Source organism: Enterobacter hormaechei subsp. xiangfangensis (assembly GCF_001729785.1).
GTDB lineage: Bacteria > Pseudomonadota > Gammaproteobacteria > Enterobacterales > Enterobacteriaceae > Enterobacter > Enterobacter hormaechei_C.
The window spans coordinates 3,104,227-3,125,449 of record NZ_CP017183.1; the positions used below are offsets into that span (position 1 = coordinate 3,104,227).

A 21,223-nucleotide genomic window follows, 5' to 3' on the forward strand; every position below is an offset into this window, starting at 1 on the left:
GTCGTATCGTTGGTTATCCCTTGGCTGGCGATACGATAAAAAAAGCACTGCTCCGGCAGTGTTTTTTTTTGCCCGTTACACTGATAACTATCCAGCGGCATTTCAGGAATCACGACATCTATGTTAACCCGCTACTTCTCCAGCAACCGCAAGATACTGTTTATCAGTTTCCTTACAGGGTTATTCACTGCCCTGCTTCTGGGAGCATTACAGTTTTACTGGAGTTATCACAAGCGAGACGTCAGATTCGATACTCTCATTACCGATTTAAGCGTTTACATGGAGAGCTATTTCGATGAGCTCAAAATGTCGATTGATACGCTCCAGCCACTCACGCTGAACAGCTGCGAGGAAGTGAGTGCCGCCCTGACCTCCCGGGCGGCCTTTAGCATCAACGTGCGCGCCTTTTTGCTGGTCAGGGATAAACAGGCCTTCTGCTCCTCGGCAACAGGCCCGATGAATACCCCGATGGAAAAGCTTATCCCTCAGCTACATATCAGCAAACCTGTTGATATCGCGCTCCTGCCGGGCACGCCAATGCTGCCGGATAAGCCCGCGATCGCCATCTGGTATCGCAATCCGCTGGTGAAAGACGGCGGCGTGTTTACGTCCGTCAACCTCAACCTGTCGCCTTATCTTCTCTATACGTCACGTCAGGATGAATTTGCCGGGATATCGATCGTCATTGGCGATTCCGCGTTATCTACACAGTCCGGAATGCTGATCCAGGCGCGGGATTTGCCTGACGTCCCTGCCCGTAGCGCCACGCTGAAAAATATTCCATTGACCGTTAACGTTTATGCGCAAGCCTGGACAACCGATGAACTGCTCTACGCGGTGTTTTTCGGCCTGGTCTGCGGTATCGCGGCGGGCCTGTTGAATTTCTATATTCTTACTATCCGTCTCAATCCGGGAAAAGAGATCCTCACGGCCATCAAGCACGACCAGTTTTACGTGGTCTATCAACCCGTCGTGGATGCGCAGTCGCTCAGAATGACCGGGCTGGAAGTCCTGATGCGCTGGAAGCATCCGGTGATGGGCGAAATTCCACCGGATGCCTTTATTAACTTCGCTGAAGCGCAGAAGCTGATTGTCCCGCTGACGCTGCATCTTTTTGACCTGATTATCCGCGATGCCCCTGTTCTGCAAACGGTGCTCCCGCCTGGGGCCAAGTTTGGGATCAACATCGCGCCCGGGCATCTGCATGCGGAAAGCTTTAAAGGTGATATGCGCGCGTTTCTCGCCGCCCTTCCGCCCGATCACTTCCAGATTGTGCTGGAAATAACCGAGCGCGACATGATTAACCACCGCGAGGCAAATCAGCTGTTCGAATGGCTGCACAATGAAGGTTTTGAAATCGCTATCGATGATTTTGGCACTGGCCACAGCGCGCTGATCTATCTGGAACGCTTCACGATGGATTACCTGAAAATTGACCGTGGCTTCGTGAATGCCATCGGGACTGAAACCGTCACCTCGCCAGTGCTTGACGCGGTGCTGACGCTGGCAGAACGTCTGAATATGATAACCGTCGCCGAGGGTGTTGAAACGCCCGAGCAGGCGGCGTGGCTGCGCGAGCATGGCGTAAACTATCTTCAGGGCTACTGGATTGGCCGCCCGATGCCGCTGGAGCTGTTCAGGACGTGGCAACCCGATATCACGCTCGGGGAATAATTTCACAATCACGGCGCTGTCCCTTATTATTCTGTTCAACCGAGCCTGTCTGTGAACAAAGGGATCCGCCGCACTATGATTATGCGCGTTGTGTTGACGCTGTTGGCGCTGGTGAGCCTGTCGAGCCAGGCGCAGACCATCAAAGAGAGCACGGCCTTTGCCGTCATTGGCGAGCCGAAGTACGCAGTTAACTTTAACCACTACGATTATGTCAACCCAGCCGCCCCGAAAGGCGGAAACGTGACGCTTTCCGCCACGGGAACATTTGACAACTTTAACCGCTTTGCCCTGCGCGGCGTAGCGGCAGCGCGTACCGAATCCCTCTATGACACGCTGTTCGTCACCTCCGACGACGAGCCCGGCAGCTATTATCCCCTGGTCGCCGAGAACGTACGTTACGCCGAAGATTTCAGCTGGGCAGAAATCGCGATTAATCCGCGGGCGCGTTTTCACGACGGTACGCCGGTTAGCGCCCGCGACGTGGCGTTCACCTTTCATAAATTTATGACCGAAGGCGTGCCACAGTTTCGTCTGGTGTACAAGGGCACCACGGTGAAAGCCATCGCCCCGCTGACCGTGCGAATCGAACTCCCTGAGGCGAACAAAGAGAATATGCTGAGCCTGTTCTCCCTGCCCGTCATGCCCGAATCCTTCTGGAAAAACCATAAGCTGAGCGATCCCCTCTCTACCCCGCCGCTGGCCGGAGGGCCGTATCGCATTACCGACTGGCGAATGGGCCAGTATGTGATCTATTCCCGTGTGAAAGATTACTGGGCAGCCACGCTGCCGGTAAACCGGGGCCGCTGGAACTTCGATACAATCCGCTACGACTACTACCTGGATGATAACGTGGCCTTCGAGGCATTTAAGGCAGGCGCATTTGATTTACGTGTCGAGAACAGCGCCAAAAACTGGGCGACCCGCTATATCGGAAAAAATTTCGCGAAAGGCTATATCGTTAAAGACGAACACAAAAACGAATCTGCGCAGGACACGCGCTGGCTGGCGTTTAATATTCAGCGCCCGGTTTTTTCCGATCGTCGGGTGCGTGAAGCCATTACCCTGGCGTTTGATTTCGAATGGATGAACAAAGCGCTGTTTTACGGAGCCTACAGCCGGGCGAACAGCTATTTCCAGAATACTGAATATGCCGCCCGTGATTATCCCCACGCGGACGAGCTGGTTTTGCTGGCGCCAATGAAAGCGGAGCTACCGCCGGAGGTGTTCACCCGCATATTTGAACCGCCCAAATCCGACGGAAACGGGTTCGACCGGGACAACCTGCTGAAAGCCAGCAACCTGCTGGATGACGCTGGCTGGGTGCTGAAAAATCGGCAACGGGTTAATGCGCAAACCGGTAAACCGCTCAGCTTCGAACTGCTGATTGCCTCTGGCGCAAACGATCAGTGGGTGCTGCCGTTTAAGAAGAACCTTGCCCGGCTTGGCGTCACTATGAATATCCGCCAGGTCGATATGGCCCAGTTGACTAACCGCAAGCGCAGTCGCGATTACGATATGATGCAGACCCTGTGGGCCGCCCAGCCGTGGCCGAGTTCAGATCTGCAAATCTCCTGGGCATCGGGGTATATCGACTCCTCCTACAACGCCCCGGGCGTAAAGAGCCCGGTGATTGATGCGCTGATTGCAAAAATTGTGGCCGCTCAGGGCGATAAGAACAAGCTTCTGCCGCTTGGCCGCGCGCTCGATCGGGTATTAACCTGGAACTATTACATGCTGCCGATGTGGTATATGGGCGAAGATCGCGTGGCCCGCTGGGATAAATTCTCCCTGCCTGCCGTTCGCCCGGTTTACACCCTCGGCTTTGACACCTGGTGGTATGACGTGAATAAAGCCGCAAAATTGCCCGCAGAGCGGCGTTAAGGAGTGACGATGGGCGCTTATCTTATCCGCCGGCTGCTGTTAGTGATCCCGACGCTGTGGGCCATCATTACCATTAACTTTTTTATCGTCCAGATCGCCCCCGGCGGTCCGGTGGACCAGGCGATTGCGGCAATAGAATTTGGTCACGCTGGCGGCATGCCGGGCGGCGGCGGCGAAGGAATGGGGGCCAGCCATGCCCGGACGGGCGTGGGCAACATCAGCGAAAGCCACTACCGGGGCGGTCGGGGACTGGATCCGGAGGTGATCGCCGAGATCACCCATCGCTATGGTTTTGACAAGCCGCTGCACGAGCGCTATTTCAGGATGCTATGGGATTATGTCCGTTTCGATTTTGGCGACAGCCTGTTTCGCAGCGCCTCGGTGTTAACCCTGATCAAACAAAGCCTGCCGGTTTCCATCACGCTCGGACTGTGGGGGACGCTGATTATTTATCTGGTCTCCATTCCGCTGGGGATAAGGAAAGCGGTCTACAACGGTAGCCGTTTCGATATCTGGAGCAGTACGTTTATTATCATCGGCTACGCTATTCCGGCGTTTCTGTTTGCCGTGCTGTTGATTGTGTTTTTCGCAGGCGGCAGTTATTTCGACCTCTTCCCGCTGCGTGGGCTGGTCTCCGCGGATTTCAGCACGCTGCCGTGGTATCAGAAAATCACCGATTACTTCTGGCACATCACGCTGCCGGTGCTGGCGACGGTCATCGGCGGTTTTGCGGCGCTTACGATGCTGACCAAAAACGCCTTTCTTGATGAGATCCGCAAACAGTACGTCGTCACCGCGCGCGCCAAAGGCGTCGGTGAAAAGCAGATCATGTGGAAGCACGTTTTTCGTAACGCCATGCTGCTGGTGATTGCAGGTTTCCCCGCCACGTTCATCAGTATGTTTTTTACCGGCTCGTTGCTGATAGAAGTGATGTTCTCGCTCAACGGATTAGGGCTGCTGGGCTATGAGGCCACCGTCTCCCGTGATTATCCGGTGATGTTTGGCACACTCTACATTTTCACCCTGATCGGCCTGCTGCTGAACATCATCAGCGATATCAGCTATACGCTGGTCGATCCCCGTATCGATTTTGAGGGCCGCTGATGTCGCGTTTAAGCCCCGTCAATCAGGCCCGCTGGGCGCGCTTTCGCCACAACCGTCGCGGCTACTGGTCGCTGTGGATCTTCGCCGTCCTGTTCGCTTTAAGTATGTGTTCGGAACTGATTGCCAACGATAAACCCCTGCTGGTGCATTTCAAAGACCGCTGGTATGTACCGGTGCTTACTACCTATAGCGAAAGCGATTTTGGCGGCCCATTTGCGACGCCAGCCGAGTACCAGGATCCCTGGTTACGTGAGCAGATAGCGCAGCACGGCTGGGCTATCTGGGCACCGATTCGTTTTGGCGCGAACAGTATTAACTTCGCCACGTCTACCCCCTTCCCTTCGCCGCCTTCCGCGCAAAACTGGCTGGGAACGGACGCCAACGGCGGCGATGTGCTGGCGCGTATCCTCTATGGCACCCGCATCTCGCTCCTGTTTGGGCTGATGCTGACGCTCTTTAGCAGCGTAATGGGCGTTGTGGCGGGCGCCGTGCAAGGCTATTACGGGGGTAAAATAGATTTATGGGGACAGCGCGTGATTGAAGTCTGGTCCGGTATGCCAACGCTGTTTCTGATTATCCTGCTGTCCAGTGTGGTACAGCCTGGCTTCTGGTGGCTGCTCGGGATCACCGTCCTGTTCGGCTGGATGGCGCTGGTCGGCGTGGTGCGCGCGGAGTTTCTGCGCACGCGGAATTACGACTATATTCGCGCCGCGCAAGCGTTAGGCGTGAGCGATCGCGCAATTATCTTCCGCCACATGCTTCCCAATGCGGTGGTGGCGACCCTCACCTTCCTGCCGTTTATTTTGTGCAGCTCCATTACCACCCTGACGTCGCTTGATTTTCTTGGTTTCGGTTTGCCACTGGGCTCACCGTCCCTTGGCGAACTGCTGTTGCAGGGCAAAAACAATCTCCAGGCCCCCTGGCTGGGCATCACCGCATTCCTCTCCGTGGCGGTGCTGCTTTCCCTGCTGATTTTTATTGGCGAAGCCGTGCGCGATGCCTTCGATCCCAACAAGGCGGTATGACATGACCCGGCCTCTTCTGAGCATAGAAAACCTGTCGATTGCGTTTTCAAAGCAGGGCGAATCACGCACGGTAGTGACGGATTTATCGTTGCAGATCCAGCGCGGAGAGACGCTGGCGCTGGTCGGGGAATCCGGTTCCGGTAAAAGCGTCTCGGCACTTTCGGTGCTGCGCCTGCTCCCCTCCCCGCCGGTCAGCTATCCGCAGGGGGATATTCTGTTCCATGGACAATCGCTGCTGAACGCTGACGAGCAAACCCTGCGCGGCATTCGTGGCAATAAGATCGCCATGATTTTTCAGGAGCCGATGGTGTCGCTCAACCCTCTGCATACGCTGGAAAAACAGCTCTATGAAGTGCTGTCCCTTCATCGGGGAATGCGTAAAGAGGCAGCGCGGGGTGAAATTCTGGACTGCCTTGAACGCACCGGTATTCGTCATGCGGCGAAACGGCTGAACGATTTCCCGCACCAGCTTTCCGGCGGCGAGCGCCAGCGCGTGATGATCGCAATGGCCCTGCTCACACGCCCCGAACTGCTGATTGCCGATGAACCCACCACCGCGCTGGACGTCACGGTGCAGGCGCAAATTCTGCAACTGCTGCGCGAGCTTCGCGACGAGCTGAACATGAGCCTGTTGTTCATTACGCACAACCTGAGCATCGTGAAAAAGCTTGCTGACACGGTGGCCGTGATGCAAAACGGCCGCTGCGTGGAACAGAACCGGGCATCCGCCCTGCTGAGCGCGCCTCAGCACCCGTATACACAGCGCCTGCTCGATAGCGAACCCGCTGGCGACCCGGTTCCGCTTAACGCTGACTGCGCGCCGTTGCTGAGCGTTGAGGGGCTGTCGGTGTCATTCCCGATCCGCAAAGGCATTCTCCGTCGCGTGGTCGATCACAATCATGTCCTGAAAGACATGAGTTTCGCTCTGCGTCCGGGTGAGTCGCTTGGGCTTGTGGGCGAATCCGGCTCGGGCAAAAGCACCACCGGCCTGGCGCTGCTGCGCCTGATCGCCTCTCAGGGAAGCATTGTCTTTGACGGCATGCCGCTGCAAAACCTGAATCGCCGGATGATGCTTCCTGTCCGCCCGCGGATGCAGGTGGTATTTCAGGATCCAAACTCTTCGCTTAACCCGCGCCTGAGCGTATTACAGATTATTGAAGAGGGCCTGCGCGTCCACCAGCCGACAATGACGGCGCAACAGCGTGAAATCGACGTGAAGCGGGTGATGGAGGAAGTGGGTTTAGATCCCGAGACCCGGCACCGGTATCCGGCTGAGTTTTCTGGCGGACAGCGCCAGCGTATAGCGATTGCCCGCGCGCTGATCCTGAAACCGGAGCTGATCGTGCTGGACGAGCCAACCTCTTCCCTGGACCGCACCGTGCAGGCGCAAATTCTGGCGCTGCTGAAGGGGCTACAGGAAAAGCATCGGCTGGCCTATATCTTTATCAGCCACGATTTACAGGTGGTGCGTGCGCTTTGCCATCAGGTGGTGGTATTGCGGCAGGGAGAAGTCGTGGAGCAGGGAGAGTGCCAGCGCGTATTCACCGCGCCGACGCAGGATTACACGCGCCAGCTATTGTCCGCTGACTAGCACTCAGAAAGGGTATTGACCGGAGAACGGCTCGGCAATGGCCACGCCGAAGTTTTTCAGACGACAGGTGGCGGCAAACTCATCCTGGCTGTTAACAAACAGGCACGGCTCACCTTCGCATTCCAGCACGGAGCTGTCCACTTCGATGTCCGTCAGCGCCTGGCTGAGACGTTCCATAACCGGCCACGCATTTTCATCGCTCGGGCTGAGCAGTTTGAGCGCCACCAGGCAATTATCCTCCCCGGCAACGCTTTGCGGAATCGGTTCAACTTTCGAACCTGCAAAACCCGTCGACCAGCGATAGCTCTGGGGCAAGCGATGGACAATGGAGAGTTGTAATGTATTCACGTTCAGATCCCCGGAAGCAAATTTACTTCACAATTTATTTACATTTATAGTAACACATCATCGACAACCTGCACTGTTTAGCGGATTTTATAGGCGTTGCAGGCTCGCGTCGGCGCTATATGTACCCGTTTCTGCGATCTAACTCAACCTTTTTAAATACAATGATGTGACTTTTTACATAAATAGATTTTACATAAAAGAAACAAACACAGGGTAAACGAACGTAGGGTTGGTTGATATGGGTCAACAAAAAGGCCCGTATCGGGCCTTAAGTGGTCATTTATGCGCCGTCTTTCGCGGCCGGCTGGCGTAAAGATAAAAAAGAATGGAGCAGGTCGCGCAGAGGGCAATCGCCCACAGCATCGGCCAGGCGGTATTAAACGTCGCCGTCGAGAGCAGCGCCCCGACTATCGCGCCAATCCCGAAACGGAACGTTCCTGCCAGCGACGAGGCGGTACCCGCCATATGCGGGAATTCGTCGAGGATCACCGCCATCGCGTTGGATGAAACCATCGACACGCAGCCGACAAACGCCGCCACGCCCACCACCAGCGCCCAGAAACCGACGCCCAGCAACGCGCTCAATACCAGCCAGATAGCCATCACGAACTGGATCCACAGCCCGGCGCGGAACATATTCAGCGCCCCAACCCGCCGGACAAAGCGGCTGTTGATAATGGTCATCACAAACAGGAACACAATATTCAGCGCGAAGTAGTAACCAAAATGCTGGGGTGACACATGGTTCAGTTCGATGTACACAAACGGCCCCGCGCTCAGGAACGAGAACATTCCGGCAAAGCTGAAGCCGCTGGCAAGCATATAACTGAGCACACGCTTATGGCGAAACAGCGAGGCAAAGTTGCCAAGCGTGGTGCGAACGTGGAACTTCTGACGTCGCTCGACCGGCAGCGTTTCATCGATAAAGACGAAGATCATCACCGAGGCCAGCAGCGCGGCAATCGCCAGGATCCAGAAAATCGCATGCCAGCTGAACCAAACCAGCACCGCCCCGCCCACCATGGGGGCGACCAGCGGCGCAATTGTCGTGACCAGCATGACGAACGACATCATGCGTGAGAACTCTTCCTTCGGGTAGACGTCGCGCATCAGCGCGTTAATTACCACGCTTGCCGCAGCCGCCGCCAGGCCATGGAAGAAACGCATCACAATCAGCTGATCGATACTCTGCGCCAGCGCGCAGGCCACCGCCGCCGCGGCAAATATCAATGTCCCCCCCAGAATAACTGGTTTACGCCCCAGGCTGTCTGCCATTGGGCCATAAAAGAGCTGGCCGAGCGCAAAACCAAGAATGTAGGTGCTGAGCGTCATCTGTGCGCTGCCTGCCGGTACGCCAAACTGCGCGGAAATCACCGGCAGCGCGGGCAGATACATATCGATAGACAGCGGCATCAGCATGGCCAACAGGCCAAGGATAAATACGATTTTAAACGACGAGTGTGGCCTGGTGGTCACAGGGTTCTCCTGAATTTAGCGTGAAGGCAGCCCGACGCTGGCAATCTCTTCTTCCGTCAGCGGGCGATATTCCCCTGGCGCCAGGTCTGGATCGAGTGCAATCGCGCCGATACGTTCACGATGCAGCCCCACAACGTGGTTGCCCACGGCGGCAAACATCCGTTTCACCTGGTGATAGCGGCCTTCACTGATGGTCAGGCGCACGTCGGTTGGAGTGATGATTTCCAGCACCGCCGGTTTGGTCAGATCTTTTTCATTATGCAGCTGAACGCCTTTTGCGAACTGCTCTGCCGTGTCATCCGAGACCGGAGACTCAAGCGTCACCCGATAGGTTTTCTCACAGTGATGGCGCGGGGAGGTGATGCGATGCGACCACTGGCCGTCATCGGTCATCAGCACCAGGCCGGTGGTATCGATATCCAGTCGCCCTGCCGCATGCAGCTTGTGCGCCACAGGTTCGTCGAGGAAGTAGAGCACCGTCGGGTGATCCGGATCGTCCGTTGAACAGACGTAACCTTCCGGTTTGTTGAGCATGAAGTAGCGCGGGCCATTCTGCTGGGTCAGCGGGTTGCCGTCATACTCCACCTGGTGCTCAGGCTGGAGTTTAAAAGCGCTGTCTTTCACAATGTCGCCGTCCACGGTTACGCGGCTGGCGCGAATTTCACGCCCGGCAATAGCGCGGCTTACGCCGAGTTGCTGAGCGATAAACTTATCAAGTCGCATGAAATCTTTTTAGCCTTAATGGTGCTGGAAGTCGGACTACGCGTCCGAAAAAGAAGCAGTCAGAAACAGTTCAGTATAATGGTCTGGTTGCGCCACTCAAGGGAAAAAGTTTCGTGGCATACTATATGCGAGTTAACTGAATAGAGAAGCCATGACGTTCACATTACGCCCCTATCAGCAGGAAGCCGTTGATGCCACCCTCGCCTGGTTTCGCAAGCATCGGGAGCCCGCCGCCATCGTACTCCCGACCGGAGCCGGCAAAAGCCTGGTGATTGCCGAACTGGCGCGCCTGGCCCGCGGACGCGTGCTGGTGCTGGCGCACGTCAAAGAGCTGGTGGCGCAAAACCACGCCAAATATTGCGCGCTCGGCCTGGAGGCCGACATTTTTGCCGCCGGACTGAAGCGCAAAGAGAGCCACGGAAAAGTGGTGTTTGGCAGCGTACAATCCGTTGCGCGCAACCTGGAACTGTTTCGCAGCGAGTTTTCCCTGCTGATTGTCGATGAGTGTCATCGCATCAGCGATGACGACGACAGCCAGTATCAGCAAATCCTCACTCATCTGAAAAAGGTGAATCCTCACCTCCGTCTGCTTGGCCTCACCGCCACGCCGTTTCGTCTGGGCAAGGGCTGGATTTATCAGTTTCATTATCACGGCATGGTGCGTGGCGATGAAAAGGCCCTGTTCCGCGACTGTATCTATGAGCTTCCGCTGCGCTACATGATCAAGCACGGCTACCTGACGCCGCCGGAGCGGCTGGATATGCCCGTCGTGCAGTACGATTTCAGCCGCTTACAGGCGCAGAGCAACGGGCTGTTCAGCGAGGCAGATCTTAACCATGAGCTGAAAAAACAGAAGCGGATCACGCCGCATATCATCAGCCAGATTGAAGAGTTCGCACAAACGCGCAAAGGGGTGATGATTTTTGCTGCCACTGTCGAACACGCGCGCGAAATTACGGGGCTGCTGCCCGCCGACGACGCGGCGTTAATTACCGGTGAAACCCCCGGCCCGGAGCGCGACAGCCTGATCGAGGACTTCAAAGCTCAGCGGTTCCGCTATCTGGTGAATGTCTCCGTACTAACCACCGGCTTTGACGCCCCGCACGTCGACCTGATTGCGATTCTTCGCCCGACGGAATCCGTCAGCCTGTATCAGCAGATTGTTGGCCGCGGGCTGCGTCTGGCGCCGGGCAAAACCGACTGTCTGATCCTTGATTACGCCGGTAACCCGCACGATCTCTATTCGCCAGAAGTAGGCACGCCAAAAGGCAAGAGCGACAACGTTCCCGTTCAGGTTTTTTGCCCTGCCTGCGGGTTTGCCAACACCTTCTGGGGGAAAACCACCGCCGACGGCACGCTGATTGAACATTTTGGCCGCCGCTGTCAGGGCTGGTTTGAAGACGATGAAGGCCATCGCGAACAGTGTGATTTCCGCTTCCGCTTCAAAAACTGCCCGCAGTGCAACGCTGAAAACGACATTGCCGCCCGCCGCTGTCGGGAGTGCGACACGGTCCTAGTCGACCCGGACGACATGCTGAAAGCAGCGCTGAAACTAAAGGATGCGCTGGTGCTGCGCTGTTCCGGCATGGCCTTACAACCCGGCGCGGATGAAAAAGGCGAGTGGCTAAAAATCACCTATTACGACGAGGATGGCGCAGACGTCAGCGAGCGGTTCCGGGTCCAGACGTCCGCCCAGCGCACCGCGTTCGAGCAGCTCTTTATCCGCCCGCATACCCGCACGCCTGGCGTACCGCTGCGCTGGCTAACCGTTGCCGATATCGTGCGCCAGCAGGCGTTGCTGCGGCATCCTGATTTTGTTGTCGCCCGCAAAAAAGGGCAGTTCTGGCAGGTACGTGAGAAGGTCTTTGACTATGAAGGACGCTTTCGCCGGGCAAACGAATTGCGCGGTTAACGGGACTTTTCGTTGATGCGCGAGCCATTTGAGTATAAAATGCCGCCCGCTTCACATCCGTGAGGCAGAACACGCACCTGCTGCTGGGTCGCCTGTAGTAGGGTTTTAAATACAGAGAGAAATCAATGTTCACTATCGAAGCAGAAGTACGTAACGTGCAGGGTAAGGGTGCGAGCCGCCGCCTGCGTACCGCAAACAAGTTCCCGGCTATCGTTTACGGTGGCGAAGCTGCTCCAGTTGCTATTGAACTGGATCACGACAAAGTATGGAACATGCAGACCAAAGCTGAGTTCTACAGCGAAGTTCTGACCATCGTTGTTGGCGGTAAAGAAGAAAAAGTGAAAGTTCAGGCTGTTCAGCGTCACGCGTTCAAGCCAAAACTGACTCACATCGACTTCGTTCGCGCGTAATCGCAAACCTGTCGAGAAAAACCCCGCGTTTGCGGGGTTTTTTTATGGCTGTTACTTACCGCCTGAGGTGCGACGCTGAAGCTGGTCGCGCAGATTCGGCGGCGTGCCTTTAATGGTCAGCGTGTCGGTGGCCGGGTCCCAGAAGATACGTTCCCCGAGCAGCATGGCATCAAAGTTAATGGTTAACCCACCGCCGCTACCGGCAAATTTCGTCAGCTGACGCAGCGTACTGCGATCCGCCGGGAAGCTCTCTTCCAGCTCATAGCCTTTTTCCGCGGTAAATTCCTGGAAGCTGACTTCGCTGACGCCTGCCAGCTCTTTGGACAGCGACTCCAGCTCAATCTCTTCCCCGGCCTGTAACTGCTCGTTGCAGTAGCTGTAAACCTGCTGACGCACGTTTTGACGCTCAGATTTATCAAGCTGCGCCTCAGCCGTAAAGTCATCCACCGCCTGGAGGAGACCTTTGTTCTGCGCTTTGGCATTCAGCCCTTCGCTGGCACCGAGGAAGTCCATAAAGAAATCGGCCACTTTGCGGCCCACGCGACCTTTAAGGAAGGTCAGGTAGCGCGTCGATTCCGGGTTGGTTTCCCATTCGGTTAAATCGATACGCGCCACAATATCCGCATGGTTGATATCCAGGTAGTGCGTTGAGCTGATATCCAGCTGCTCGTTCACGCGCATGCTGCTTAAGTTATTCAGCACGGTGACCAGGAGATACTCTACCGCCAGATAGCGGTAGTGGCAGAACAGGACGATACCGCCATCGGCGAAGGGATATTTCGCCAGCTCGTCACGCAGACGGCCAGTAGCAGCGCGGCTGAATGCCAGGAAATCCTCTTCGCCCTGACGTTGCAGGCGCAGGCTATCCGCCAGTTCGCTCTCTTCGCTGAACAAGCCATAGGCTTTATTTTTCGCGCTGTAGACGCGATGCAACTCCGCCATCATCTCGACAACGGTAGGCGTTGGTTCCAGTAACGAATCGCGCAGCACCACTTCAAGGGTTTGCTCATCACGCTTGATAAGCTGGTGCAAGGCAATCTGGTTGATTTCCAGACTCATGATAAACTCTCCTTTTAGACCGGGCGGTATTCAACCACCACCAACGCATGTGTGCAACAGAAGATAAAAAAGGGGAAAAAAAGCTGTTGCTACGGTAATATGTCGCCCTTCTCCCAACAAACTGATTTTGATTTATGCCACAACATTCCCGCTACAGTGACGAACACGTTGAACAACTGCTCAGTGAGCTGGTCAACGTACTGGAAAAACATAAAACGCCAACCGATCTCTCCCTGATGGTTTTGGGAAATATGGTTACCAACCTGATCAATACCAGCGTTGCTCCGGCTCAGCGTCAGGCGATCGCCAAATCTTTCGCCCAGGCTTTGCAGTCCTCCGTTAGCGACGACCAGGCACACTAAGGGAAACGAACAACAGTTTATGGTGACGAATCGTCAGCGCTACCGTGAAAAAGTCTCCCAGATGGTCAGCTGGGGGCACTGGTTTGCCCTGTTCAACATTCTGTTGGCGATGGTGCTCGGCTGCCGTTATCTGTTTGTGGCGGACTGGCCAACCACATTAACCGGGCGCGTCTACTCGTGGATGAGCCTTGTGGGTCACTTTAGCTTTCTGGTCTTCGCCACCTATCTGCTGATCCTGTTCCCACTGACGTTTATCGTCATGTCGCAGCGGCTGATGCGCTTCCTGTCTGCCATTCTTGCAACGGCGGGCATGACGCTGTTGCTGATCGACAGCGAAGTCTTTACCCGATTCCACCTGCACCTGAATCCTGTCGTCTGGGAGCTGGTGATTAACCCGGATCAGAACGAGACCGCGCGCGACTGGCAGCTGATGTTTATCAGCGTGCCGATTATCCTGCTGATCGAAATGCTGTTCGCCACGTGGAGCTGGCAAAAACTCCGCAGTCTGACCCGACGCCGCCATTATGCGAAGCCCGTCGCGGCGCTCTTTTTCGCCTCATTTATCGGTTCGCACCTGATGTATATCTGGGCAGATGCGAACTTCTACCGCCCGATTACCATGCAGCGCGCAAACCTGCCGCTCTCCTATCCGATGACGGCGCGTCGTTTCCTCGAAAAACACGGCCTGCTGGACGCGCAGGAGTATCAGCGTCGTCTGGTCGAACAGGGTAATCCGGAAGCGGTCAGCGTGCAGTATCCCCTGAGCGATCTGAAATATCGCGACATGGGGCGCGGTCAGAACGTGCTGCTGATTACCGTCGATGGCCTGAACTATTCCCGCTATGAGAAGCAGATGCCAGCGCTGGCTGAATTCGCTGAGAACAATATCGTATTCACTCAGCATATGAGCTCCGGTAATTCGACCGACGCGGGTATTTTCGGCCTGTTCTATGGCATTTCACCGAGCTATATGGACGGCGTGCTGTCGGCCCGTATTCCGGCGGCATTGATTACCGGGCTTAATCAGCAGGGCTACCAGCTGGGGCTGTTCGCCTCTGATGGTTTCAACAGCTCGCTGTACCGCCAGGCGCTGCTGTCTGATTTCTCACTGCCCGCCGCGCAGAGCCAGTCTGACGATCGGACCGCTGACCAGTGGATAGACTGGCTGAAGCGCTATGCGCAGGAAGATAACCGCTGGTTCTCCTGGGTTGCGTTTAACGGCACAACGCTTGATGACAGCAATCAGAAAGGCTTCGCGCGCCGCTATAGCCGTGCGGCGGGCGATGTTGATGCGCAGATCGGCCGCGTGCTGACCGCCCTGCGCGACGCGGGCAAGCTGGATAATACGGTCGTGATTATCACGGCGGGGCATGGCGTGCCGCTCGGCGACGAGGCGAAGGGCATGGAGTGGTCGCGTCCGAACCTGCATGTTCCCCTGGTGATCCACTGGCCGGGCACTCCCGCGCAGCGCATCAACATGCTGACCGACCATAAAGACGTCATGACCACGTTAATGCAGCGGCTGCTGCACGTCAGCACACCGGCAATTGAGTACTCGCAGGGCCAAGACCTCTTTAGCGCCACGCGGCGTCATAACTGGGTCACGGCTGCTGGCGGAAACACGCTGGTGGTGACCACACCGACGTTGTCCCTGGTGTTGAACAGCAACGGCAATTACCAGACGTATAGCCTCGAAGGTGAGAAGCTGAAAGACCAGAAACCGCAGCTCAGTTTGCTGTTGCAGGTGCTGACAGACGAGAAGCGCTTTATCGCTAACTGATTATTTATGAATCAGTTAGCGTTGCTTGCCCCTTGCATTCAAAAAGGAATAGAGTAGTATTCCTTTTATGCGTCGGCACGTAGCGCAGCCTGGTAGCGCACCGTCATGGGGTGTCGGGGGTCGGAGGTTCAAATCCTCTCGTGCCGACCAAAACTACACAAAAAAACCAGCCGCTTATGGCTGGTTTTTTATTGCCTGTCTCCGCATGCGCAATGCTTAGTGTTTTTCACGCCCACCGAGAAAGAAAATCCCCAGCGGAATCGCCAGCAGCACGGTGAACACCAGGCTGTAAACAAAGATCATCGCCGATTGCAGGACAAACATGCTGGTTGTCCAGGCAGAGAGCGGGATGTTGTACTGCTCAATCACACCGACAATGGTTGCTCGCCCCACGCATGCAGCAGCAATCATAAACACAACCAGTAACGCCAGCAGGAACTTGCGGCCTTCAGGTGTCTTCAGTTTTTCCCGTACCATCTCTCCTCCCTTTACAGATAAATAACAATAATTAACGCGTAAAATAACACGATCGCCGCACCGACTCCACTACAGCATTAAACACCAATAAAAGAACACAAAAGCAGTGCATTACTCCGTTTAAAATGAAAATGTGAGTAAATTACGCCAACCATTCACGTATATTATGTTAGTCTTTCCAGGATCGTTTTAACAAAAAGGAATGATAGTGAAAAACGCACCTAAATTTGCCATCGCCCTCATCGCCGCTGCGTGCGCCAGCAGCAGTGCTTTCGCCAGCGAAACCCAGAAAGAGCAGCCGCTGGAAAAAGTTGCTCCGTATCCGCAAGCGGACAAAGGGATGAAGCGCCAGGTTATTCAGCTCCCGGCTCAGCAGGATGAAGCAAATTTCAAAGTTGAGCTGTTAATCGGCCAGACGCTGGAAGTGGACTGCAACCAGCATCGCCTGGGCGGCCAGCTGGAAAGCAAAACGCTGGAAGGCTGGGGCTATGACTACTATGTCTTCGACAAAGTAACCTCGCCAGTCTCCACCATGATGGCGTGCCCGGACGGCAAGAAAGAGAAGAAATTTATTACCGCGTATCTGGGCGATAACAGTCTGCTGCGCTATAACAGCAAGCTGCCGATCGTCGTATATACGCCGGAAAACGTGGATGTGAAATATCGCGTATGGAAGGCGGATGAGACGGTAGGACAAGCGGTAGTTCGTTAAAAATAAGTCGGGTGGCGCTCACGCTTACCCGACCTGGAAAGGGTGCGTTCTGGCGCCCTCACCCCAACCCTCTCCCACCGGGAGAGGGTGAAAACACTAAAAACGGTAACGGATGTTACCGTTTTGCGTTTACCTTACAGCGCGATATCCGCTACCGGCTTGCTTTCCGCCTGAGGCTTCAGCTCTGCCTTTGGCGCAGCATCCGCAGCCTGCGGTTTGACGTATTGCAGTTGCAGAACGCGGCTGGTGTATTCCAGCTCTTGTTCCGTGGCCTCAACGTTACCGTTCAGCTTCGTACCGTAGGATGGAATAATGGTTTTCAGCTTCGCCTGCCATTCCGGGCTGGATACTTTGTCTTTAAACACTTTTTCCATCAGGTGCAGCATGATTGGCGCAGCGGTAGACGCCCCCGGAGATGCCCCCAGCAGCGCGGCAATGGTGCCATCCTTATCGCTTACCACTTCGGTACCCAGACGCAGCACGCCGCCCTCTTTCGGATCGCGTTTGATGATCTGCACACGCTGACCTGCCTGCCACAGACGCCAGTCTTCTTTCTTCGCCTGCGGATAGTACTCTTTCAGCGCCTCGAAGCGTTCTTCATCAGAGAGCATCACCTGGCTAATCAGGTATTTCACCAGATCGAAGTTATCCAGCCCCACGTCCATCATTGGCTTGACGTTTGACGTTGTGGTCGCGCTCAACAGATCCCACAGGGAACCGTTTTTCAGGAACTTGGTGGAGAATGTGGCGAACGGCCCGAACAGCACTACACGCTTACCGTCCAGCATGCGGGTGTCGATATGCGGAACGGACATCGGTGGTGCGCCCACAGAGGCCTGACCGTACACTTTCGCCAGATGACGGTTAACCACTTCCGGGTTTTCCGACACCAGGAACTGGCCGCCAACCGGGAAGCCCGCGTAGTCGTCCGCTTCCGGAATACCGGACTCCTGCAACAGTTTCAGCGCCGCGCCGCCCGCACCGATAAACACGAACTTCGCCTTAATCACATGCTCGGCTTCGTTGTTTTTCAGATCGGCAACGGTCACGCTCCAGCTGTTATCCGCATTGCGCTTGAAACCACGCACTTCGGAGCTGAGTTGCAGGTTAAAGTTCTCTTTTTTCTTCAGAGAGGCCACCAGCTGACGGGTGATTTCACCGTAGTTAACGTCAGTACCAATTTCAGTGCGGGTCGCCGCCACTTTCTGGTTCGGATCGCGGCCTTCCATGACCAGCGGCGCCCACTCTTTGATTTGAGCGTGATCTTCAGAGTATTTCATCCCGCGGAAAAGCGTGCTCTGTTGCAGGGCAGCGTAGCGCGCGCGCAGGAAGTTGACGTTTTGATCGCCCCACACAAAGCTCATGTGCGGTACGGTGTTGATGAAGGAGTGCGGATTGTGCAACACACCGCTGTTCACCTGGTGAGACCAGAACTGACGTGAGATCTGGAACGCTTCGTTGATCTCTACCGCCTTCTCGATACTAATGGAACCGTCCTTTTTCTGCGGCGTATAGTTCAGTTCCATGAGTGCCGAGTGCCCCGTCCCGGCGTTGTTCCAGCCGTTAGAGCTTTCCTGTGCCACGCCATCGAGGCGCTCGACCATGGTCATGGACCAGTTCGGCTCTAATTCCTGAAGATACGTTCCCAGCGTGGCGCTCATGATGCCGCCACCAATTAAAAGGACATCCGTTTCCTGCTCTTTTGGTGCGTAAGCCTTCGCCGCCAGCGAGACGGCGTTCAGCCCCACGGCCAGAGAAAAGAGCACGGCAGTCATTTTTTTCATCATTTATGCCTTAGTTGAATAGTGCTTGATGCGTGGAAATTACAGGTGAAACACGCTGCGGTGGCACGGTAGCAACTTTTAAATATTGTTTAAAGGTTACGAAATTATTGTAATTGTGAAATTTAATGATGGATTGTTTGTAGGGTTTTGGCAGACAGGCTGGCACCCGACGATTTTCCTGGCTATGATGCTGCACTTTGTGATCGCGCGCACGGAAGCCTGCCCCTACCAGCGAATTGTTATGTCATTACCCCACTCGTCTGTACCTCAAGAAGGCCATGTCGCCACTGTTTTACGTTCGCCTCACCGTCTGATGCGCGAAACCCTGGCCGGTGTGATTACCGCGCTGGCGCTGATCCCGGAAGTGATTTCGTTTTCCGTGGTCGCGGGCGTGGATCCGAAAGTGAGTCTTATCGCCTCCGTGGTGCTCTGTTTCGCCCTTTCCCTGCTCGGCGGGCGTCCGGCCATGGTGACGGCGGCGGCAGGTTCCGTCGCGCTGGTGATTGGCCCGATGGTCCATCAACACGGCGTACAGTACATTCTGCCCGCGGTGGTGATGGCAGGCATGATTCAGATCCTGTTCGGCGCGCTGGGTATGGCGCGGCTGATGCGCTTTATTCCCCAGTCGGTGATGACCGGGTTTGTTAACGCCCTTGGCATCTTGATTTTCTTTGCCCAGGTGCCCCATTTCTGGAGCCGAAGCCCGCTGATTGTGGGCCTGTTCGTGCTGACGCTGCTGATTGTGCTGTGGGTGCCACGCTATATCAAAAGCGTGCCCTCCCCGCTGATTGCCATTGTGCTGCTGACTTTGTTCACCGTCACCAGCGGGCAAATTCTGCCGACGGTAGGGGATGAAGGCTCCATGAGCGGCGGTTTGCCGGGCTTTACGCAACTGCTGGTGCCGCTCAATCTGGAAACCCTGAGCATTATCTGGCCGTGCGCGCTAAGTATCGCTTTCGTTGGCCTGCTGGAATCCTTGCTGACGGCAAAACTGGTGGATGAACTGACCGCGACCCCCTCCAGTAAGCGTCGCGAGAGCATCGGTCTGGGCGTGGGGAATATTATGGCCGGGTTCTACGGTGGCATTGCGGGCTGCGCGATGATTGGGCAGACCATCGTAAACGTGGAGATGGGGAAAGGCAGAAGCCGTATCTCCACCCTTGCGGCGGGTATCGTACTGCTGGTGCTGGTTACGGCGCTCAGCGAGGTGATGGCCAAAATCCCGATGGCGGTACTGGCGGGTATTATGGCCATTGTGGCCGTCAAGACCTTTAGCTGGCATAGCGTTCAGCCCGGAACGCTGAAAAACGCGCCGGTGGCTGAAACCGTCGTGATGCTGGTGACGGTTGTGGCAACGGTTTACACCGGCAACCTGGCGATTGGCGTGCTGGGCGGGATTGTGATGATGTTCATCCTCCCTGCCCGACTTAAGCAAAAAGCACTGGCTACAGAAGAAAAATCGTCGCCAGTCCAAGAAAAATAAAGAAACCGCCGGTATCGGTAATGGCGGTGATCATCACGCTCGACCCCACCGCGGGGTCGCGCCCCAGCCGGGTCATCGTCAATGGGATAATCACGCCCATCATCGCCGCCACCAGCAGGTTCAGCACCATCGCCAGCATCATGACCCCGCCCAGCGCCATATCATCGTACAGCCACCAGGTAATACCGCCCATGATGCCGCCCCAGACCAGGCCGTTAATCAGCGCGACGCCCATCTCCCTGAAAATCAGCCACGAAAAATTACCCGGCTGAATGTTTTCCAGCGCCAGGGCGCGAACGATCATGGTGATAGTCTGGTTGCCGGTGTTCCCGCCGATCCCCGCCACAATCGGCATCAGCGACGCCAGGGCCACCAGCTGGGAAATGGTATGTTCGAAGCCGTCAATAACGCGGGACGCCACGAACGCGGTGCATAAATTGATGGCGAGCCACGCCCAGCGGGTTTTGACGGCCTTGCCGACGGAGGCATGAACATCGTCTTCGGCACTGATCCCGCCAAGGGCACGCAGGTCGTTATCGGTCTCTTCATAGACCACGTCAACGATCTCATCGATGGTCAGACGCCCCATCAGCTTGCCCACCGAATCCACCACCGCCGCGCTCACCAGGTCATCACGTTCGAAAGTACGCGCCGCTTTTTCGGCATCGTCTTCCGGCGAGAAGACCATCGGCTCGGTTTCCATGACCTCACTCACCCGCTGCTGGGTGCTGTTCAGCAGGATCGTTTTCAGCTCCAGCTCCCCGAGCAGGGTTTTATCCCGCGAGGTGACGAACAGTTTATCGGTGTTGTCCGGCATACTGCCCAGGCGACGAAGATAGCGCTGCACCGTCCCCAGGGTGACGTCCGGACGCACGGTGATGACGCCAAACTCCATGATCGCGCCGACGCTGTTTTTCTCGTAGTGCATCACCTGACGCACGCGCGCCCGCTCTTCGGCAGGCAGGGAAGCCAGCAGGCGTCCGGTCAGGTTGCGCGGAAGATGCTGAACGAGGTAAATCTGCTCATCGATATCCAGCGTTTGCAGTGCGTCAAGAATGTCCCGGTCGCTCATCTCATCGATAAGGTCATCCCAGACGTTTTCCGAGGCTTCCAGCAGCACCTGACCGCGCTCGTGATCCTGCACCAGCCGCCACAGGGCGTGGCGCTCCTCGGAAGGCAATGCCTCCAGGGTGTCCGCCAGATCCGGAGGTGGTAAATGTGCAACCAGCGCACCTACCTCAGCAATATCGTCGGCCAGCGTGCCGACATCATATTGCTCAGCCAGGGTTAGCTTACCCAATAACGTTGACGTGACCGCTTTATCGGTCGTCAGGAGCCAGATGAGCCGCGCACGCTCCTGGTCACGCTGCCTGGCGCTGTTTTTCTTTAATACCGACATCAATCATAAATCCATTAAATGAG

At 55.9% G+C, this 21,223-nt stretch carries 18 protein-coding genes and 1 tRNA gene; 12 read left to right on the forward strand and 7 right to left on the reverse strand.

Going from position 1 to position 21,223, the window contains the following annotated elements; all coding sequences use genetic code 11:
- The first annotated feature begins 120 nt into the window (after positions 1-120).
- The 5 genes from BFV63_RS14845 (at position 121) to yejF (ending at position 7,275) form a co-directional block, all read left to right on the forward strand.
- A complete protein-coding gene (locus BFV63_RS14845) occupies positions 121-1,674 on the forward strand; it encodes a cyclic di-3',5'-guanosine monophosphate phosphodiesterase PdeN (RefSeq protein WP_048240459.1) in 1,554 nt (517 codons plus the stop codon).
- 75 nt (positions 1,675-1,749) lie between these two features.
- On the forward strand, positions 1,750-3,555 hold the full coding sequence (locus tag BFV63_RS14850; protein WP_048240458.1) for an extracellular solute-binding protein: 1,806 nt from the start codon (positions 1,750-1,752) through the stop codon (positions 3,553-3,555).
- 9 nt (positions 3,556-3,564) lie between these two features.
- Positions 3,565-4,659 (forward strand): microcin C ABC transporter permease YejB, encoded by a 1,095-nt coding sequence (locus BFV63_RS14855; protein ID WP_003859369.1) that lies wholly within the window; start codon positions 3,565-3,567, stop codon positions 4,657-4,659.
- Positions 4,659-5,684, forward strand: a complete 1,026-nt coding sequence (locus BFV63_RS14860) for an ABC transporter permease (RefSeq protein WP_023314555.1) — start codon at positions 4,659-4,661, stop codon at positions 5,682-5,684. Before BFV63_RS14855 ends, BFV63_RS14860 begins: the two co-directional genes overlap by 1 nt.
- 1 nt (position 5,685) lies before the next feature.
- Positions 5,686-7,275 carry a microcin C ABC transporter ATP-binding protein YejF gene (gene yejF, locus BFV63_RS14865; protein WP_023314556.1) on the forward strand — a complete coding sequence of 530 codons (1,590 nt, stop codon included), beginning with the start codon at positions 5,686-5,688 and terminating at the stop codon, positions 7,273-7,275.
- A gap of 3 nt (positions 7,276-7,278) precedes the next feature.
- On the opposite strand, the gene BFV63_RS14870 is transcribed toward yejF, so the two are convergent.
- The 3 genes from BFV63_RS14870 to rsuA all read right to left on the reverse strand — a co-directional run bounded on the left by BFV63_RS14870 (position 7,279) and on the right by rsuA (position 9,822).
- The gene (locus tag BFV63_RS14870; RefSeq protein WP_003859372.1) at positions 7,279-7,623 is read right to left on the reverse strand and encodes a YejG family protein; all 345 of its coding nucleotides are present in this window, start codon (positions 7,621-7,623) and stop codon (positions 7,279-7,281) included.
- A gap of 276 nt (positions 7,624-7,899) precedes the next feature.
- The gene (locus tag BFV63_RS14875) at positions 7,900-9,099 is read right to left on the reverse strand and encodes a Bcr/CflA family multidrug efflux MFS transporter (protein ID WP_003859373.1); all 1,200 of its coding nucleotides are present in this window, start codon (positions 9,097-9,099) and stop codon (positions 7,900-7,902) included.
- A 15-nt stretch (positions 9,100-9,114) separates the two neighbouring features.
- Positions 9,115-9,822, reverse strand: coding sequence for a 16S rRNA pseudouridine(516) synthase RsuA (gene rsuA / locus BFV63_RS14880; protein WP_045896180.1), 708 nt, complete (start codon positions 9,820-9,822; stop codon positions 9,115-9,117).
- A 151-nt stretch (positions 9,823-9,973) separates the two neighbouring features.
- On the opposite strand from rsuA, the gene BFV63_RS14885 reads away from it, so the two are divergent.
- Positions 9,974-11,734 (forward strand): DNA repair helicase RadD, encoded by a 1,761-nt coding sequence (locus tag BFV63_RS14885; RefSeq protein ID WP_022651520.1) that lies wholly within the window; start codon positions 9,974-9,976, stop codon positions 11,732-11,734.
- A gap of 125 nt (positions 11,735-11,859) precedes the next feature.
- Positions 11,860-12,144, forward strand: a complete 285-nt coding sequence (gene rplY / locus BFV63_RS14890) for a 50S ribosomal protein L25 (protein WP_003859376.1) — start codon at positions 11,860-11,862, stop codon at positions 12,142-12,144.
- A 51-nt stretch (positions 12,145-12,195) separates the two neighbouring features.
- On the opposite strand, the gene yejK is transcribed toward rplY, so the two are convergent.
- The gene (gene yejK, locus BFV63_RS14895; protein WP_017383403.1) at positions 12,196-13,203 is read right to left on the reverse strand and encodes a nucleoid-associated protein YejK; all 1,008 of its coding nucleotides are present in this window, start codon (positions 13,201-13,203) and stop codon (positions 12,196-12,198) included.
- A gap of 134 nt (positions 13,204-13,337) precedes the next feature.
- On the opposite strand from yejK, the gene BFV63_RS14900 reads away from it, so the two are divergent.
- The 3 genes from BFV63_RS14900 (at position 13,338) to BFV63_RS14910 (ending at position 15,495) form a co-directional block, all read left to right on the forward strand.
- Positions 13,338-13,565, forward strand: coding sequence for a YejL family protein (locus tag BFV63_RS14900; RefSeq protein WP_001135586.1), 228 nt, complete (start codon positions 13,338-13,340; stop codon positions 13,563-13,565).
- Between the two features lie 19 nt (positions 13,566-13,584).
- Complete coding sequence (gene yejM, locus BFV63_RS14905) at positions 13,585-15,345, forward strand: LPS biosynthesis-modulating metalloenzyme YejM (protein ID WP_003859380.1); 1,761 nt, start codon at positions 13,585-13,587, stop codon at positions 15,343-15,345.
- A 73-nt stretch (positions 15,346-15,418) separates the two neighbouring features.
- Positions 15,419-15,495, forward strand: a tRNA-Pro gene (locus BFV63_RS14910).
- 66 nt (positions 15,496-15,561) lie between these two features.
- Here the strand turns inward: BFV63_RS14910 and BFV63_RS14915 are convergent.
- Positions 15,562-15,822: a DUF2534 family protein gene (locus tag BFV63_RS14915; RefSeq protein WP_006811332.1), complete on the reverse strand. Its 261-nt coding sequence runs from the start codon at positions 15,820-15,822 to the stop codon at positions 15,562-15,564.
- 202 nt (positions 15,823-16,024) lie between these two features.
- Here BFV63_RS14915 and eco point away from each other — a divergent pair, with 202 nt between their 5' ends.
- Entirely contained in the window at positions 16,025-16,534 is a 510-nt protein-coding gene (gene eco / locus BFV63_RS14920) for a serine protease inhibitor ecotin (RefSeq protein ID WP_047653827.1), read from the forward strand.
- 134 nt (positions 16,535-16,668) lie between these two features.
- On the opposite strand, the gene mqo is transcribed toward eco, so the two are convergent.
- The gene (mqo, locus tag BFV63_RS14925; RefSeq protein ID WP_069597561.1) at positions 16,669-18,318 is read right to left on the reverse strand and encodes a malate dehydrogenase (quinone); all 1,650 of its coding nucleotides are present in this window, start codon (positions 18,316-18,318) and stop codon (positions 16,669-16,671) included.
- A 187-nt stretch (positions 18,319-18,505) separates the two neighbouring features.
- Between mqo and BFV63_RS14930 the strand changes: the two genes are divergently transcribed.
- Positions 18,506-19,801: a SulP family inorganic anion transporter gene (locus BFV63_RS14930; protein ID WP_032610259.1), complete on the forward strand. Its 1,296-nt coding sequence runs from the start codon at positions 18,506-18,508 to the stop codon at positions 19,799-19,801.
- Here BFV63_RS14930 and mgtE read toward each other — a convergent pair.
- Positions 19,764-21,200, reverse strand: a complete 1,437-nt coding sequence (gene mgtE / locus BFV63_RS14935) for a magnesium transporter (protein WP_006811337.1) — start codon at positions 21,198-21,200, stop codon at positions 19,764-19,766. The two genes, BFV63_RS14930 and mgtE, sit on opposite strands and share 38 nt — an antisense overlap.
- Between the last annotated feature and the right edge of the window lie 23 nt (positions 21,201-21,223).